The organism is Streptomyces sp. NPDC021020 (genome assembly GCF_044333285.1).
Lineage (GTDB): Bacteria > Actinomycetota > Actinomycetes > Streptomycetales > Streptomycetaceae > Actinacidiphila.
This window is the reverse complement of the sequence record NZ_JBIRQQ010000011.1, coordinates 7,572-25,045: the sequence shown is the minus strand read 5'-3', so window position 1 is coordinate 25,045 and position 17,474 is coordinate 7,572. Positions and strand designations below refer to the sequence as shown.

Annotated in this window: 9 protein-coding genes; 6 read left to right on the top strand and 3 right to left on the bottom strand. The window is 75.3% G+C overall.

The features are described from left to right. Positions 1-224 precede the first annotated feature (224 nt). Together ACH4SL_RS29530 and ACH4SL_RS29525 are read right to left on the bottom strand one after the other, a co-directional pair. Positions 225-1,451 (bottom strand): serine hydrolase domain-containing protein, encoded by a 1,227-nt coding sequence (locus ACH4SL_RS29530; protein WP_398451047.1) that lies wholly within the window; start codon positions 1,449-1,451, stop codon positions 225-227. A 144-nt stretch (positions 1,452-1,595) separates the two neighbouring features. After that, on the bottom strand, positions 1,596-2,042 hold the full coding sequence (locus tag ACH4SL_RS29525; RefSeq protein ID WP_398451045.1) for a MarR family winged helix-turn-helix transcriptional regulator: 447 nt from the start codon (positions 2,040-2,042) through the stop codon (positions 1,596-1,598). An 82-nt stretch (positions 2,043-2,124) separates the two neighbouring features. Here ACH4SL_RS29525 and ACH4SL_RS29520 point away from each other — a divergent pair, with 82 nt between their 5' ends. After that, positions 2,125-2,544 carry an organic hydroperoxide resistance protein gene (locus ACH4SL_RS29520; RefSeq protein ID WP_398451043.1) on the top strand — a complete coding sequence of 140 codons (420 nt, stop codon included), beginning with the start codon at positions 2,125-2,127 and terminating at the stop codon, positions 2,542-2,544. A 54-nt stretch (positions 2,545-2,598) separates the two neighbouring features. Here ACH4SL_RS29520 and ACH4SL_RS29515 read toward each other — a convergent pair whose 3' ends face one another. Then, on the bottom strand, positions 2,599-3,297 hold the full coding sequence (locus ACH4SL_RS29515; protein ID WP_398451041.1) for a rhomboid family intramembrane serine protease: 699 nt from the start codon (positions 3,295-3,297) through the stop codon (positions 2,599-2,601). Between the two features lie 346 nt (positions 3,298-3,643). On the opposite strand from ACH4SL_RS29515, the gene ACH4SL_RS29510 reads away from it, so the two are divergent. The 5 genes from ACH4SL_RS29510 (at position 3,644) to ACH4SL_RS29490 (ending at position 17,442) form a co-directional block, all read left to right on the top strand. Next, on the top strand, positions 3,644-5,188 hold the full coding sequence (locus ACH4SL_RS29510; RefSeq protein WP_398451039.1) for an AMP-binding protein: 1,545 nt from the start codon (positions 3,644-3,646) through the stop codon (positions 5,186-5,188). A gap of 138 nt (positions 5,189-5,326) precedes the next feature. Beyond that, positions 5,327-8,404, top strand: coding sequence for an amino acid adenylation domain-containing protein (locus ACH4SL_RS29505; protein ID WP_398451037.1), 3,078 nt, complete (start codon positions 5,327-5,329; stop codon positions 8,402-8,404). Next, the gene (locus tag ACH4SL_RS29500) at positions 8,401-8,736 is read left to right on the top strand and encodes a phosphopantetheine-binding protein (RefSeq protein WP_398451035.1); all 336 of its coding nucleotides are present in this window, start codon (positions 8,401-8,403) and stop codon (positions 8,734-8,736) included. The genes ACH4SL_RS29505 and ACH4SL_RS29500 overlap by 4 nt, the downstream gene beginning before the upstream one ends. Beyond that, complete coding sequence (locus tag ACH4SL_RS29495) at positions 8,733-14,222, top strand: amino acid adenylation domain-containing protein (protein ID WP_398451033.1); 5,490 nt, start codon at positions 8,733-8,735, stop codon at positions 14,220-14,222. The genes ACH4SL_RS29500 and ACH4SL_RS29495 overlap by 4 nt, the downstream gene beginning before the upstream one ends. Further along, the gene (locus ACH4SL_RS29490) at positions 14,209-17,442 is read left to right on the top strand and encodes an amino acid adenylation domain-containing protein (RefSeq protein WP_398451030.1); all 3,234 of its coding nucleotides are present in this window, start codon (positions 14,209-14,211) and stop codon (positions 17,440-17,442) included. Before ACH4SL_RS29495 ends, ACH4SL_RS29490 begins: the two co-directional genes overlap by 14 nt. Positions 17,443-17,474: the final 32 nt, after the last annotated feature.

Below are 17,474 nucleotides of genomic sequence, written 5' to 3'. Positions count from 1 at the left end.
CCGTCTCTCGGTCGGCCTTCGGTACGGGAGCGGCCGGTGCGGGCGCGCGGTCGGCGGTCGGCCCTCGCCCTTCCCGCGGCCGGCCGCGGCTCGCCGCGGCGGGTGCGCCGGCCCTGCTCCACCGTTCGCCTTACCGCGACGGCGGAGCCGAACCAGCCCGGCGCCGTCGGGTATTGCCGCCCGCCCTCGCGGTGTCCGGTCCGCGGGGGCGGGCGGGGGCGGTGTCAGGCCGCGTCGTCGTCGCACATGGCGTGGTCGGTGAGGGTCTGGACCGCGCGGTCGACCTTTTCCTGGTCGACGAGGGCGGTGGTGGTCGTGACGGAGAGCGTCACCGCGCGGCTGCCGTCGGCGGAGACCACCGGGCGGGTGTAGACGCCGAGGCCGTCGCCCTCGTGCGTGTCGTAGGTACCGCCGCAGGTGAGGGGGACGACGCGGAGGCCGAGGCCGTAGCCGCCCTGCGTGCCGGCGGGCGGCACGGGCAGGTCGTCGTACGGGACCGTGGTGCGCATCTCGGCGAGCAGGGCGGGCGGCAGCAGTCTGCCGGAGGCGAGGGCGCGGAAGAAGGTGTCGAGGTCGGCCGGGGTGCTGACGACGCCGGAGTCCGCGGTGTGCTGGAGGCTCTGCTCGGTGAGGTCGGCGGTCTTCCCGTCCGGCAGGGTGACGGTGACGCGCTCGTGCGGCCCGACCAGGTACGGGTTGGCGCCGGGGATGTAGGTGCGGCGCAGCCCGAGCGGGGCGATGACGCGGTGCGCCACCAGCTCCTGCCAGCTCTGCCCGCCGGCCGCCTTCTCGGCGATCATCGCGGCGAGCAGGTAGTTGGTGTTGGAGTACGCCCATCGGCTGCCGGGTGCGAAGAGCGGCGGGTGGCTCATGGCGACGGCGACGAGCTGCTCGGGCGGGGTGTCGTCGAACCGGTTGTCGTCGAAGTGGTTGAGCATGCGGTCCTGGACGTCCGGGTCCTGTACGTAGTCGTAGATGCCGCTGGTCTGCCGGAGCAGGTCCCGTACGGTGACGCGGCGGCCGTCGTTGCCGTGGCCGCTGACGACGCCGGGCAGCCAGTGGGCGACGGTGTCGTCCAGGGACAGCCGGTGCTCGGCGGCGAGCTGCAGGACGACCACGGCCGTGAACGTCTTGCTGGTGCTGGCGATCCGGAACTCCGGGTCCCACGGGACGGGTGCCTTCGACCCGGGGCCCGCGGTGCCGAGCCTCGCGCGCAGCGGCTCCCGTCCGGCGCGGTCCACCCGGGCGACCACGTTGACGTCCCCGCCGCCGGCCGCGCGTACCGCCGCGAGGTCCCGTCGCAGGTCCGCCGCCGAGTAACCACCGTCCCGCGCGTGTCCGGCCGTGCCGGCGTGCGCGCCCGCGGGCGCTGCCGCGAGCACCGAGGCGGTGAGTGCCGCCACCCCCGCCGCCACCGCGACCGCCTGCTTCCTGGTCAACGCCCTCTGCATGACCCGACTCCCCGTCTGTTCCCGACCGTTGTGCCCGTCCCGGGCATGTGCCGAGTCAACCGCGGGCCGGGCATGCGCCCCATCCGGCCCGCCCCCGGGCCGGGGTGGGGACAGCCCCCGCGGAGGGGCGTCGGGTGCGGGCGGTCAGGAGGCGGCGGGCGCCGGGGGAGCGGCGTCCAGGGCGGCGATGAGCCGGCGCAGGGCGGCGTGCAGCTGCTCGGCCTCGGCGGCGCTGTAGTCGAGGTGGCCGAAGACCCGCTGCACCACGCCCTGGCCGGGCTCCCGCAGGGCGCGGCCCTCCCCGGTCAGCCGGACCAGCACCGAGCGCTCGTCGGTGCGGCTGCGCTCGCGCGTCACCAGTCCGGCGCTCTCCAGGCGCTTGAGCAGCGGCGAGAGGGTGCCGGACTCGAAACGCAGCGCTTCCCCCAGCTCCTTCACGCTGCGTCCGTCGCGGTCCCACAGCAGCAGCATCGTCAGGTACTGCGGATACGTGAGTCCGAGCGGCCGCAGCTCGCGCCGGTAGGCGTTGTCGAGTTCGCGTGCCGCGACGTGGACGGCGAAGCAGGCCAGATCGTCCGGTACGAGTCCCATACCTCCAGCGTACAGGTTTGACAGCGCACGATTGAGTTGCGTACAACTGAATTGCACACAATCAAGTGAGAGGACCCTCGTGATGCCGACCTACACCGCCGTCGCCACCTCGTCCGGCCGCGACGGCCGCGCCACCACCCCCGACGGCCGCCTCGACCTCCAGCTCGCCATGCCGAAGGAGCTCGGCGGCAACGGTGAGGGCACCAACCCCGAGCAGCTCTTCGCCGCCGGTTACGCGTCCTGCTTCGGGTCCGCCCTGAAGCTGGTGGCACGCACCAAGGGCCTGGACGCCGACGACTCGACCGTCACCGCCGAGGTGACCCTGTCCAAGAACCCGGAGGGCCAGGGCTTCGTCCTCGCCGCCGTCCTGCGGGTCGGGCTGCCCGCCGGGCTGACGCCGGAGCAGGGCACCGCCCTGGTCGAGGCCGCCCACGAGGTCTGCCCGTACTCCAACGCCACCCGCGGCAACATGCCGGTCGAGCTGGTCGTCGAGCACGCCTGACGCACCGCGGCCCGGCCGGGAATCCTTCCCGGCCGGGCCGCGCACACCATCCGGTCACAGCAGGCCCAGGTCCTCCAGCTCCTTGTGCAGGTCGGCCCGGGGGTGTCCCGCCCCGCGCGGGGCGACGGCCCGCCCCGGTCCCTGGCGCGGGGCCTGTCCGGGGTGCCGGTCGCGCAGCAGCCACGCCCCGGCGAGGCCGCCCACCAGCCCGCCGAGGTGGCAGAGCCAGCTCACGCCGGGTGTGCCGGGGACGGCCACCGTGAGCATGTAGGCGAAGGAGCCCGCCATGACGAGGCCGATCAGCGTGTCGACGAGGTGCCGGTCGAAGAGCCCGCGGACCACCACGTAGCCGAAGTAGCCGAAGATCAGCCCGCTCGCGCCCGCGGTGTCCATGCGGGAGTCCTCGAAGAACCACACGGCGAGCCCGCTGGTGACCGCCACCAGCGCGGTCAGCACCGCGAAACGCGCCACGCCCCGGTAGGCGGCGAGGAAGCCGAAGATGAACAGCGGCCCCGAGTTGGCCTCGATGTGCATCCAGTTCCAGTGCAGGAGCGGCGCGGTGAAGACGTCGAGGAGCCGCCCGGGTTTCCCGGACATCAGCCCGTAGTCACGGGAGAGCGCGTAGCCGTCCGCCCAGTTGGCGCACTGGACGGCCCAGACGACGGCCAGGAAGCCGACCATCACGAAGAGCGCCCTGCGCGCCTCCGCGATCATCTCCTCCGGGCCCGCCGGACCCGACCGGGAATTTTCCAACCCACTGCCTCCGTACTGGTGTTCCCATGGTGATCAGCGGGCATCGTAGACCCTGACCTGGCCGAAGGACGATCCCCGCGGAGGCGGCGATCAGGGTGTCCGGCCGGGCCGGGCGCCCCCGGAAGGCCGCGAGGCGCGGAGAAGACGCCTGGCGCTCCGTCAGGAACGCCCGGCCGGGGTCGCGGAGTGCGTCCGTGCGGGGCTGTGGCAGGGGGCGGATTCCGGATGGCGGCCGAATCTTGACCCCCTAGTTGGTCTATGCCAATCTTTCCGTCAGGTCTGGACCAAGTGTCATTCGGGGGCGCTCGGAGCCGGCCGGAGAGGCCCGGGGGAAGTGGCAAGCTCCATGCAGCACAGCCGAGTTGGCACCCGATTCGACGCGCCGGCGCAGGCCCGCGACGCCCCGCCGGGACCGGACCCCGCAGCCGGGCGCACCGTGCACGGGCTGCTCGACCTGCGGGCCGCGGCGCAGCCCGACCGGACGGCGATCAGCACCGACACCGGCGCCACGCTGACCTTCGCCGAATGGCGGGAGCGGTCCCTCACCACTGCCCGGGCGCTGGTCGCCCGCGGCGTACGGCCCGGCGACCGGGTGGCCCTGCTGTTCGGGCTGCGGGACTGGCCGGATTACGCCGTGCACTACTGCGCGGTGACCAGGGCAGGCGCGGTCGCGGTGCCCGTCTCGGACGGGCGCCCGGCCGAGGCGACCGCGGGACTGCTGAAGCACTGCGGCGCCGTCGGCGTGATCACCGGGGCCGCGGGCGAGGCCCCGGCCGGCCCCTGGTGGACGGAGCGGGCCGCCGACCTCGCCGCCGCCGGTCCCGTCCCGGCCGACCTGCCCGCGGTCGGGCCGGACGACGCGGCCCAGGTGCTCTACACCTCCGGCACCACCGGGAAGCCGATGGGCGTGCTCGCCACCCACGGCAACGTGGTGCACGGGACGCGCCCGGCCGCCCGGCACCGGCCGCTGAAGCACTCCGAGGAATTCCTGCACGCCTTCGCCGTCGGCACCAACGCCGGCCAGACCATGCTGGTCAACGCGCTCGACGCGCACCCGGCCGCGCTGGTGGCCACTCGCTTCACCCCCGCCCGGTTCGCCCGGCTGATCGAGCAGCGGTCGGTGGGCAGCGTCTTCGTCGTCCCGGCGATGGCCGCCGAACTGCTCAACGCCGGAGTGCAGCAGCGCCACGACCTCTCCTGCGTCCGGCTCCTCGGCTCCACCGCCGCCGCGCTGCCGCCGAGCGTGGCCACCGCGCTGACCGAGGCCTTCCCCAACGCCACCGTCGTCAACTACTACACCTCCACGGAGGCGGCGCCCGCGCAGACCGCGATGGTCTACGACCCGGCCCGTCCGACCGCGCTGGGCCTGGCCGCGCGCGGATCGGTGATGGTCGCGGATCCGGAAGGCCGGCCGCTGCCGCCGGGGGAGACCGGCGACGTGCACCTGCGCTCGCCCGCCGCCCAGCGCGCGTACTACGGGGACGGTGCGGCCGGCGCCCGGGTCTTCCGGGCCGGCTGGGTGCGGATGGGCGACGTCGGCTACCTGGACCGGGACGGCTACCTGCACCTGGTCGACCGCGAGTCCGACGTGATCAAGTCCGGTGCCTACAAGGTCTCCACGCTCCAGGTCGAGGCGGTGCTGCTGGAACACCCGGCGGTCGCCGACGCGGCGGTGGTCGGCGTGCCGCACCCCGTACTCGGCATGAGCGTCGGGGCCGCCGTCGTACCGGCCGGGGCCGGCGTCCTCGACCCCGCCGAACTGCGCACCTACCTCGCCGGCCGGCTGGCCGCGCACGAGATCCCCGGCCGGATCCTCATCCTGGACGCCCTGCCGCGCAACGAGGCGGGCAAGCCGCTCAAGCGGGTCGTACGCGAACTGCTCGCCGGCTGACCGCCACCCTTCCGACGCCCCGTCACCTCACTTCACCTCACCTCACCCCTCACGCGTGGCCGCCGCGCCCTCCGGCGATGGCGCACGCCCCGCGCCGCCGCTCCTCACGGAATTTTCGACAGCGAAGCGAGTTCTCCCATGCCCGAACCCAGTGCCACCGCGCTCCCGGCAAGCCTTCCGCAGCAGGGCGTCTGGCTGACCGAGCGGCTCGACGCCGCCCGTACGAGCTACCACCTCCCGCTGCGGATCGGCTTCGACCGCGTCGACCCGGCGGCCCTGCGCGCCGCCTGCGCGGCCGTCGTCGCCCGCCACCCCGCGCTGCGCGGCGCCCTGGCCGAACACGACGGGGCCGTCGTGTTCCACCGCGCGCAGGCCGATGTCGTCCTGGCCGAGAGCGCCGCCGCCGACAGCCCGGCCGCGCTGGACAAGCTGATCGAGGAGGAGGCGACCCGCCCCTTCGTGCTGGAGACCGGGCCGCTCGCCCGCTTCACCCTCTTCCACGGCCCGGACGGCGCCGCCGACCTGCTGTTCGTCGCCCACCACGCCGTCTTCGACGGCATGTCCAAGGACGTCCTGGTCCACGACCTGGCCGCCGCGTACGACGCGGCCGTGACGGGCGCGCCCGCGGACCTCGGCACGGCGGACCCCGCGCCGCCCGCGGAGCCCGATCCCGCGCTCGTCCGGGCCGCCGCCGACTGGTTCGGGCCGCGCTGGACGGACTCCTCCGACCTGCTGCTTCCCGGCCTGCGGCGCGCCGCGCAGGGCGTCGGTCCGGGCGCGGCCACCGGCCGCCGGCTGGACGCCGGGGCGCTCGCCGCGGCCGCCGCCGCGTGCGGGGTGAGCAGCTTCGAATTCCTGCTGGCCGCCGTCCACACCCTGCTGCGCCGCTACGGCAACACCGGCGTCCCGGTGGCCCTGGCGCTCTCCACCCGGCCCCCGGGACCCGCCCGCGAGATCGGCCTGTTCGTCAACGAGCTGCCGCACCACCCGCCCGCCGTGGACGCGGCGGCGGCGCCGTCCTTCCGCGACTTCGCCCTCGGCGTGCGGGCCGGGCTGCGCGAGCTGTACCGCTTCCGGGCGGTGCCCTTCGCCCCGGCCGTCGGCGGCCTCACCCCCCGGGTCGGCCTCACCCCGGTGTCCTTCGGCTACCGGCGCCGCGGACCGGAGCCCTCCTTCACCGGCACCGCGAGCCGGGTCGACTGGATGATGTTCAACGGGACCGCCCGCAGCACCCTGCACATCCAGGTGGTGGACGCGGCGGACAGCTGCGAGTTCAGCCTCCAGTACGACCCGGCGGTGATCGCGCCGCGGACCGCCGAGCGGATCGCCGGGCACCTGGAGACGCTGCTCGCCGCCGCGGTCGCCGGCCCCGACACCGGTGTGGACACCCTGCCGCTGCTCGGCGCGGACGAACTGCGGCAGGTCACCGAGGAGTGGAACGGCACCGCCCGCGACTACCCGGCCGACCGGACGGTGCTCGACCTGTTCGACGAGCAGGCCGCCGCCCGCCCCGACGCCGTCGCCGTGACGGCCGCGGACGCCGAACTGACGTACGGCCAGCTCCGGGACCGGTCGCTCGAACTGGCCGGGCGCCTGGCCGCCGCCGGGGTCGCTCCCGGCAGCCTGGTGGGGGTGCACCTGGCGCGGACCTCGGTGCTGCCGGTCGCGCTGCTCGCCGTCCTCAGGGCCGGCGCCGGATACCTGCCGCTCGACCCCGGATACCCGCAGGAGCGGCTGGCGCTGGTGCTCGCCGACTCCGGCGCCGCGCTGCTGCTGGCCGACGGCGAGCCCGCCGCGGCGGTGGCGGCCGCCGCGCCCGCCGTGCTGCGGCTCGACCTGCCCGCCGGGCCCGCCGAGCGCGCGGAGCGGCCGCTGCCCGCGCCGGGCCCGCAGGACCGCGCGTACGTCCTCTACACCTCCGGCTCGACCGGCGGCCCCAAGGGCGTGTCCGTCGGCCACCGCGCCCTGGTCAACCTGCTCAGCTCCTTCGCCGACCGGCTCGGTTCGACCGGACGGGACCGCTGGCTCGCGCTGACCTCGCTCTCCTTCGACATCGCGGGACTGGAGATCTTCCTGCCCCTGGTCACCGGCGCCCGCCTGGTGCTGGCCGGCGACGGCCTCGCCTCGGACGGACCCGGGCTGACCGAGCTGATCCGCCGCGAGCAGGTCAGCCATGTGCAGGCCACCCCGTCCGGCTGGCGGGTCCTGCTCACCGCGGGCAGCCTGCCGGACGGGCTGACCGCGCTCGTCGGCGGCGAGGCCCTTCCGCTGCCGCTCGCCAGGGAGCTGCGCGGCCGGGTGGACCGGCTGTTCAACGTGTACGGGCCCACCGAGACCACCGTCTGGTCCACCTGCGCGGAACTGCCGCCGCTGCCGCAGGCCGTCACGATCGGCCGTCCGATCGCCAACACCCGCGCCTACGTCCTCGACCCGCAGGGCCGCCCCGTGCCCGTGGGGATCCCCGGCGAACTCCACCTGGGCGGGGACGGCGTGGCGCAGGGCTACCTGCACCGGCCGGAACTGACCGCCGAGCGGTTCGCCACCGACCCGTACGGCGGCGGCCGGATGTACCGCACCGGGGACCTCGCGGCCTGGACCGAGGACGGCGAGCTGGACTTCCTCGGCCGGCTGGACGACCAGGTGAAGATCCGCGGCCACCGGATCGAGCTGGGCGAGATCGAGTCCGCGCTGCTGGAGCACCCGGCGGTCGCCGCGGCCGCGGTGACCGCCGGCACCGGCCCGGACGGCGAGCAGCGCCTGGCCGGCTACCTGGTGGCCGCGCCCGGACCCTTCCCCGCCGCCGCCGAGCTGCGCGCGCACCTGGCCCGGACGCTGCCCGGCGCCATGGTCCCGCAGGTCTTCGTGACGCTGCCCGCCCTGCCGCTCACGCCCAACGGCAAGCTCGACCGGCGCGCGCTGCCCGCACCACCTCTCGCCGAGGCCCCCGCCGAAGCCGCCCCCGAGCCGCACGGCCTGCCGGCCGCGCCCGCCGCCGACCCGGTGGAGGCGGAGCTGTGCGCGATCTGCTCCGAGGTGCTCGGCATCCCGGACATCGGCGCGGACGAGGACCTCTTCGACATCGGCGCGCACTCCCTCAGCTTCATCCAGATCGCGGCCCGGATCCGCAAGTCCTTCGACGTCGATCTCGACCTGGAGATCTTCTTCGACGTGACGACCGTCGCCGGGCTCGCCGCAGCCGTCAAGGAGCAGCAGTGACCGACGAGTTGAGCACCCCCGCGGCCGTCCGCGCACCGTCCCTGCTCACGGTGCTCGCAGGGATGACGGCCGAGGCGAGCGACAACGCCGTGACCGCCGCCGAACTGCTGGCCGCCCCCGGCACCCCCTTCGTCGCGATGGGCCTCGGCTCGCTCGCCCAACTCCGGCTGGTGGACGCGGTGGAGGGCCGCTACGGGGTCTTCCTCGACCTGGACCAGGACGACTTCCTCAACAACCTCCAGGCGCTCGCCACCCACCTGGTGGCAGACCACGGGGTGGCCGAACAGGCCGCGGACGGGCACGGCGCGGACGCGGCGGGGGAGCGCGGATGAGCGACACCCGACCGCAGCCCGCCGGCTGGTCCGACACCAAGCGCGCCCTGCTCGCCCAGCGCCTGCGCGGCGCCGCCGCCCCCGTCCAGGTGGTCACGCCCCGCCCGGCCGGCACCGTGCCGCCGCTGTCCAGCGGGCAGGAACGGCTCTGGTTCATGGAGCAGTTCGCACCCGGCGGGGCCGCCTACGCGCTGGCCCCCGCCCGCCGGCTGCGCGGCCCGCTCGACCGCACCGCGCTGGACGCGGCCCTCACCGACCTGGTGGCGCGGCACGAGGCGCTGCGGATGGCCTTCCCCGGCACCGAGGACGGCGCCACCGCGCTGCGCATCGCCGAACCCGGCCCGTTCACCGCGCGGTTCACCGACCTCGCCGCCCTGCCCGAGCCCGCCGCCCGCGCCGCCGAGCTGATCGGCGAGCGGGCCGCGGAGCCGTTCGACCTCGCGGCCGGGCCGCTGCTGCGCGCCGAACTGCTCCGGCTCGGCGCCGAGGAGCACGTCCTCGCGCTGGTCATGCACCACATCGTCACCGACGGCTGGTCGGTCGACATTCTGCACCGCGAGCTGGACGCGCTGTACGCCGCCCACGCCGACGGCACGCCGTCCGGACTCGCCCCCCTCGCCGTGCAGTTCGGCGACTACGCGCTCTGGCAGCGCGAGCGGCTGGACAGCGGCGCGCTGGCCGCCGACCGGGCGTACTGGCGGACCGCCCTGGACGGCGTGCCCGCCCTCGACCTGCCCGCCGACCGGCCCCGGCCGCCCGTGCTCACCTTCGCGGGCGCCGCACACGCCTTCCACTGGGACCGCCGGCTCACCGACAAGGTCGCGGAGGTCTCCCGCGCGTACGGCGCCTCGACGTACATGACCGTGCTCGCCGGCTACCAGGCGCTGCTCTCCCGGCTCGGCGGGCAGCGGGACTTCGCGGTCGGCTCGCCGGTCGCCGGCCGGCTGCACCGCGAACTCGAAGGCGTGGTGGGCGCGTTCGTCAACATGCTGCCGATGCGGGCCCGGCTGGAGGAGGGCATGGGCTTCGGCCAACTGCTCAGCCGGGTGCGGGAGACCACGCTCGACGCGTACGCGCACCAGGAAGTGCCGTTCGAGCAGATGGTCGCCGACCTGGACGTCACGCGCGACGTCAGCCGGTCGGCCGTCTTCCAGACCACCTTCGCCTTCCAGAACTACGGCGAGCGGGGAGCCGCGGCGCCGGCCGCCGCGGCCGAGGGCTTCGGCTACGCCGCCACCTCCACCCACTTCGACCTGGCGCTCTACCTCGGCGAGCAACCGGACGGCTTGCACGGCCTGTTCACCTACCGCACCGACCTCTTCGACGAGGCCACCGTCGTCCGCCTCGCCGAGCGCTTCGAACTGCTGATGGACGCCGCGCTGGCCGACCCCGACCGGCCGGTCGACGAACTCCCGCTGCTCACCGAGCGGGAGCGGGAGCAGCTGGCCTCCTGGTCGACGGGCCCCGACCTGCCCGCGGAGGGCCCGCGGACACTTCCCCAACTGCTCGCCCGCGCCGCGGCGGAACACCCCGACCGCACCGCCCTGGTCTTCGAGGACCGCTCGCTGACCTACCGCCGGCTCGACCGCCGGGCCAACGGGCTGGCGCGGCGGCTGCGCGCCCTCGGCGTCGGACCGGACGACCGGGTCGCGATCTGCCTGGAGCAGTCCCCGGACCTGGCCGCGGCCCTGGTCGGCGTGCTGAAGTCCGGCGGCGCGTACCTGCCGCTCGACCCCGAGCAGCCGCCCGCCCGGCTGGCCCACCTGGTCGCCGACGCGCAGGCCGCCGTACTGATCACCGACTCGGTGCTGCGCGAGCGCTTCCCCGGCTACCAGGGCGCCGAACTGCTGCTGGACGCCGAGCCGTTCGAGGAGGCGGACGACCCGCCCGCCGAGGTGTGCGGCCCCGACGACCTGGCCTACGTCATCTACACCTCCGGTTCCACGGGGAAGCCCAAAGGCGTCGCCGTCCAGCACCGGCAGATCCTCAACTACCTCAGCGGTGTGGGGGAGCGGCTGCGGATCGAGCCGGGCGGCCGCTACGGCCTGCTCCAGTCGCTGGCCTTCGACTTCAGCCTCACCATGCTCTACCTGGCCCTCGGCAGCGCCGGCACCCTCCATCTGCTGCCCCGCCGGATCTCCGGCGCCGAACTGGCCGATCAGGTGGAGTCGCTGGCGCTCGACTACCTGAAGATGACGCCCTCGCACCTGGCGGCCCTGACCGCCGACGCCCCGGCCGAGCGGCTGCTGCCGCGCCGCGCGCTGGTGCTCGGCGGCGAGGCATCCGGCTGGGCCTGGGCCGCCGAACTGGCCGCCGCCGGGCGGTGCGCGGTCTTCAACCACTACGGGCCGACCGAGGCGACCGTGGGCGTCTCGGTCTTCGAGGTCGGCCCCGCGTCCGGCCCGGGCAACACCCCCATCGGCACCCCGCTCCCCGGCGCCCGCTGCCTGGTCCTGGACCGCGCGATGCGCCCGGTCCCGCCCGGCGTCACCGGCGAACTCCACCTGGGCGGAGACCGTTTGGCCCGCGGCTACCTCGGCCGCCCCGACCTCACCCACGAGCGCTTCGTCACCGACCCGGAAGGCGGCGGCCGGCTCTACCGCACCGGCGACCTGGCCCGCTGGCGCCCCGACGGCACCCTGGACTACCTCGGCCGCGCCGACGACCAGATCAAGGTGCGCGGCTACCGCGTGGAACCCGGCGAGATCGAGGCCGCGCTCGCCGAACTCCCCGGCGTCACCCAGGCGGTGGTGGTCACCCGGGGCGAGGGCGTACGGCAGAACCTGGTCGGCTACCTGGAGCGCCCCGGCGGCCCCGACCCGCTCGCCCCGGCCGATGTACGGGCCCGGCTGCTGGAGGTGCTGCCCGACTACATGGTCCCGGCGCGCTACATGGAACTGGAGCGGCTACCGCTCCAGGCCCACGGCAAGGTCGACCGCAGGAAGCTCCCCGAGCCCGAGGAGGCCGCCGCCACCGGCGAGTTCGTCGAGCCGGACGGGGAGGCGGAGACCCGGGTGGCCGCCATCTGGACGGAGCTGCTGGAGGTCTCCCGGGTCGGCGCGCTGGACGACTTCTTCGAACGCGGCGGCCACTCGCTGCTCGCGACCCAGGTGGTGGCGCGGATCCGCCGGGCCTACCCCGACCTGCCGGTCCCGATCGGCGTGATGGACATCTTCCGCTTCCCGACCGTCCGCGGGCTCGCCGGGCTAATCAGCGACCCGGCTGCCGACCGGGGTCCCGGCGGGCTGCTGCACCGGCTCACCCCGGAGCGCCGCCGGACCACCGCGAGCGTCGTCTGCGCACCGTACGGCGGGGGCAGCGCGCTGATCTACAAGCCGCTGGCCGACGCGCTGCCGCAGGACTGGGCGCTGCACTCGCTCGCCGTCCCCGGCCACGAACTGGGCGAGCAGGCGATGCCGGTCGAGGAGGTGGCGGCGGCCTGCGCCGCGGAGATCCTCGCGGACGTCGAGGGCCGCCTCGTCCTCTACGGGCACTGCGGGCTCGGTGTGCAGCTCTGCGTCGAGATCGCCCGCCGGGTCGAGGCAGCGGGGCGCGAGATCGAGGCCGTCTACCTCGGCGGGATCTTCCCGTTCGCCCGCCCGCGCGGCCGCGGCGCCGCGCTCGCCGAGCGCTGGTCGGAACTGGCCGAGCGGCTGCGCAGCGACCAGGGCATGGTCAACGCGCTGGCCGCGGCCGGTCTGGACACCGAGGACGTGGACCCCGAGCAGCTGCGGCTGATCATCCACAACCGCAGGAGCGGCACCAAGGAGGCGGAGCGCTACTTCACCGAGCTGTTCGAGACCGAGGGCGGGCAGACGCTCGACGCCCCGGTGATCGCGGTGTGCGGCGAGCGCGACCCGGCGACCGAATTCCACCAGGAACGCTTCCTGGAATGGCACCGGATCACCGGCACCGCCGCCGCCGTGGTGCTGGCCGAGGCCGGGCACTTCTACCTCAGATACCGCGCCGAGGAGCTGGCCGCCGTCGTGACCGGGGTGCACGAGGCGCTCGCCGACGGCACCGAGGACCGCTACCGGCGCACCGAGGAGTCCACCTGGTGGCTGGACGGGGTCTCGCGCGACCCGGCGGCCCGGGACGCGGGCCCCGCCGAGGGCGAGGTCCGGCCGAGCATGGGCCGCTTCCTCACGGTGGCCGCGGGCCAGCAGGTGTCGATGATCGGATCGGCGCTCACCGAATTCGCCCTGCCCATCTGGATCTACCTGCGCACCGGCTCGCTCGCCCACTTCGGGCTGCTGGCCGCGTTCGCCCTGGTCCCCGGCATCCTGGTGGCGCCGCTCGCCGGCACCGTCGTGGACCGGCACGACCGCCGCAGGACCATGCTCGTCGGCGACCTGGCCGCAGGTGTCACCCAGGCCGTGATGCTGGTCCTCGCGCTCAGCCACCGGCTGGAGGTCTGGGAGGTCTACCCGCTGATCTCCGCGCTCTCGGTGGCGCTGGCCTTCCAGCGCTTCGCCTGGGGGTCGGCGGCCGCCCAACTGGTGCCCAAGCGCTTCCTGGGCCGGGCCAACGGCGTCATCCAACTGGCCTTCGGCTTCGCCCAGTTCCTGGTGCCGCTGTTCGCGGTCGGCCTGCTCGCCGCCGTCGGCCTGGGCGGCATCCTCGCCTTCGACGTGGCCAGCTACGTCTGCGCGGTGGCGGTCGTCGCGCTGGTCAGATTCCCCCGGGCCATGGCCTGGCACCGGCGGGAGTCGGTCGCCGAGGAGATACGCGCCGGATTCCGGCTCGCGCTCGGCAGCCGGCACTTCCGCGCCATGCTGCTGTTCTTCGCGGTGCTCAACATCTTCCTCTCCCCGCTCTTCCTGCTCACCACCCCGCTGGTCCTCTCCTTCAGCCACCTCGCCTCCACCGGGTGGATCGCGATGGGCGGCGGCGCGGGCGCGATCGCCGGCGGGCTGACCCTGCTGGTGTGGGGCGGGCCGCGCCGCGACCGGCTGCGCGGGGTGCTGCTCGCCGCCCTCGCCCTCGCCGCGGCCTGCCTGCTCACCGGGCTGCGGCCGTCCCTGCCGTTCGTCGCGCTCGGCGCCTTCGGCATGGCCTACGCGCTGGCGCTCGTCAACGGCGTCTACGCGACGATCATCCAGACCAAGGTGCCGCAGCGCTTCCACGGCCGGGTGATCGCGGTCAACACCATGGTCGCCTGGTCCACCCTGCCGGTCGGCTTCGCCGTGGTCGCGCCCTTCGGACCGCAGCTGCTCCAGCCGCTCATGGACCCCGGCGGCGCGCTCGCCGGCACCGCCGGGCACCTCCTCGGCACCGGCCCCGGGCGCGGCATCGGCCTGCTCTACGTGCTGTTCGGCCTGGCCATCGCGCTGCTCGTGACGATCTCGCGGCGACTGCCGGTGCTCGCCCGCTTCGACCGCGAGGTGCCCGATGCCCCGTCCGACGACCTCGTCGGCCTCCAGGCACTCCATGCCAGGACCGCCGACCGGACCACCACCCGCGAGGTGCCCCGTGACCAGCTCTGACCCCCTGCGCCACTACCCGCTGACGGTCGAGCAGCGCCGCCTGTGGTTCCTCCAGCAGCTCGACCCCGCCGACGCGAGCTACAACATGTACATCGCCTGGCGCTGGCGCGGCCCCCTCGACCTGGCCGCGCTGACCGCCGCACTGGACCGGCTGCGGGCCCGGCACGAGGTGCTGCGCACCCGCTTCGACCTGCTCGACGACCAGCCGGTGCAGCTCGTCGGGCCGCTCGAACAGCTGCCGATCGAGGAGGTCGACCTCGCGGTGCCGCCCGGCACCGACCCGGAGGAGGTCGCCCGGCTCGCGGCCGCGGCCGCCGGCGAGCGGGTCAACGCCCCCTTCGACCTGGCCGCGGGGCCGCCGCTGCGGCCCGCCGTGCTCCGGCTCGGCCCGGACGACCAGCTGTTCTGCCTGGCCCTCCACCACATCGTCAGCGACGGCTGGTCCGCGCGGCTGCTGTGGTCGGAGCTGCTCGCCTGCTACCGCGCCGAACTGGCCGGTGCTGAGCCCGTACTGCCGGACGTCACGGGCACGTTCGGGGACTACGCGGTCGCCGAGGCGGACCGGCTCGGCGGCCCGCAGGCCGCGGCGGAGTTCGACTACTGGCGGGAGAAGCTGGCCGGGATCGCCCGCATCGAACTGCCCACCGACCGCCCCCGCCCGGCCCGCCCGAACCGCCGCGCCGCCTTCGGCGACGTGCGGATCGACGCCGGCCTCTTCTCCGGCGTCGAGCAGCTGGCCCGCAAGGAGCGCTGCACCCCCTTCATGGTGCTGCTCGCGGCCTACCAGATCCTGCTGGGCCGGTGGGCCGGGCAGGACCACTTCGCGGTGGGCGTCCCCGTCGCCGGCCGCACCGAGGTCGAACACGAGGCGCTGCTCGGCTACTTCAGCAAGACCGCGGTGGTCCGCGCCGACCTGTCACCCGCCCCCGGCGACGGGGAGACGGCCGCCGACGCGGACTTCCGTACGGTGCTGCGCCGGGTCCGCTCCGCCGCGATGGGCGCCTTCGGGCACCAGGACGTCCCCGTCGAGCGGCTCGTCCCCGCCCTCGGACTGCCCCGGCAGCGCCACGTACCGCCGCTCTTCCAGACCCTCTTCGTCTTCCAGAGCCAGAACGACCTCTCCACCGAGCCGGCCGAGGACGCCGTACCGGGAGTCGTCCTGGAACCGGCGGACGCCGGATTCGCCCAGGCCAAGTTCGACGTGCTGCTGGACCTGTGGCGGCACGCCGACGGCGGGCTCCACGGGGCCCTGTGCTTCGACGGGGAGCTGTTCGACCGGGCCACCGCCGACAGCGCCGCCGCGCGCTACGAGCAGCTGCTGCGCGCGGTGGTCGCCGACCCGCTGCGCCCGCTCACCGGCGACCTGCTGCTCACCGCGGCCGAACGGCACCGGGTGCTCACCCTCGGCGCCGGGCCCGAGCTGCCCGCCGAACTCCCCACGGCGCCGGAGCTGTTCGCCGCCGCCGCCGTACGGCACCCGGAGGCGGTGGCGCTGGAGTGCGGCGGCGACACGCTGGCCTACGGCGAGCTCGACCGGCGCTCCACCCTGCTGGCCGAGCGGATCGGGCACCGGCCCGGCGCGGTGGTGGCCGTCCGGCTGGACCCCTCCTTCGACCTGGTCACCGCGCTGCTGGCGATCTGGAAGGCGGGCGCCGGATACCTCCCGCTCGACCCGGCGCACCCCGCCGAGCGGCAGCGGCTGCTGCTCGCGGACGGGCAGGCGGAGCTGCTGCTCACCGCCCCCGGCGACCAGGACGCCACCGAACTGGGCGTCCCCGTGCTCGCCCTGCCCGGCAGCCGGCCCGACGACACCCCGGCCGGCACCCTGCCCGCGGTGCCCGGATCGGCGCCCGCCTACCTGCTGCACACCTCCGGCTCCACCGGCCGCCCCAAGGGCGTCCTGGTGGACCACGCGGCGCTCGCCGCCCGGCTGCACTGGATGGCGGGCCCCGACGGATACGGCCTGCTGCCGTCCGACCGGGTCGTGCAGTTCGCCTCGATCGGCTTCGACACGCACGCCGAGGAGCTGTGGCCCGCGCTCGCGTCCGGCGCGCGCTGCGTCCTGCTGCCCGGCGGCGGGCGGATGCTGCCCGACTACCTCCGCACCCCGGCCGCCGCCGAGGTCACCGTCCTCGACCTGCCCACCGCGTACTGGAGCGAGCTGGTCGACCTCGGCGAGGACCTGGAGTGGCCCGCCGCCCTGCGGCTGCTGATCCTCGGCGGTTCCGAGGCCACCTCCCGGTCGGTCGCCGGCTGGCGGGCCCGGCACGGCGACACGGTACGGCTGGTCAACACCTACGGCCCCACCGAGGCCACGGTCATCGTCACCAGCGCCGAGCTGACCGCGGCCGACACCGCCGCCCGCCCGCCGCTGGGCCGCCCGCTCCCGGGCGTGCGCGCCTACGTGCTGGACCGGGGGCTGCGGCTGCTGCCCGCCGGCTTCGAGGGCGAACTCGCGATCGGCGGCGCGGGCCTGGCCGCCGGCTACCACGGGCGGCCCGACCTCACCGAGGCGAGCTTCGTCCCCGACCCGTACGGCGCGCCCGGCGACCGGGTGTACCTGACCGGCGACCGGGTCCGCTGGCGGACGGACGGGCAGCTGGAATTCCTCGGCCGCGCCGACGACCAGGTGAAGATCCACGGCCGCCGCATCGAACCCGGCGAGATCGAGGGCGCCCTGGCCGCCCACCCCGGGGTGGCCCGCGCGTGCGTGGTGGTCCGCGACGGCACCCGGCTGGTGGGCTACGCGGTGCCCAGGGCCGGCGCCGTACTGGAAGCGGCCGCGCTCCGCGAGCACCTGGCGGTCCGGCTGCCCGCCTTCATGGTGCCCGCCGCCTTCGCCGTGCTGGACGCGCTGCCGCTCACCGCCAACGGCAAGCTCGACCGCGCCGCGCTGCCCGACCCGGGCCCGGACGCCACCGGCAGCCGCGAGTACCTGGCACCGCGCACCGACGCCGAGCTGCTCGTCGCCGGTATCTGGCAGGAGGTCCTGGGGGTGGAGAAGGCGGGCGCCCTCGACCACTTCTTCGAACTCGGCGGCGACTCCCTCCTGGTGACCCGCGTCGCCGCCAGGATCCGGGCCGCCGTCGGCCTGGACGTGCAGGTGCGGGACGTCTTCGACGAACCGACCCTGGCGGGCCTGGCAGCCCGGGTGGAGGAACTGCTGATCGCCGAGATCGACGCGCTCAGCGAGGCGGAGGCGGCCGGCCGCCTCGCCTGACGCCCCGCCGGTGGCCCCCGCCCGGCACCCGG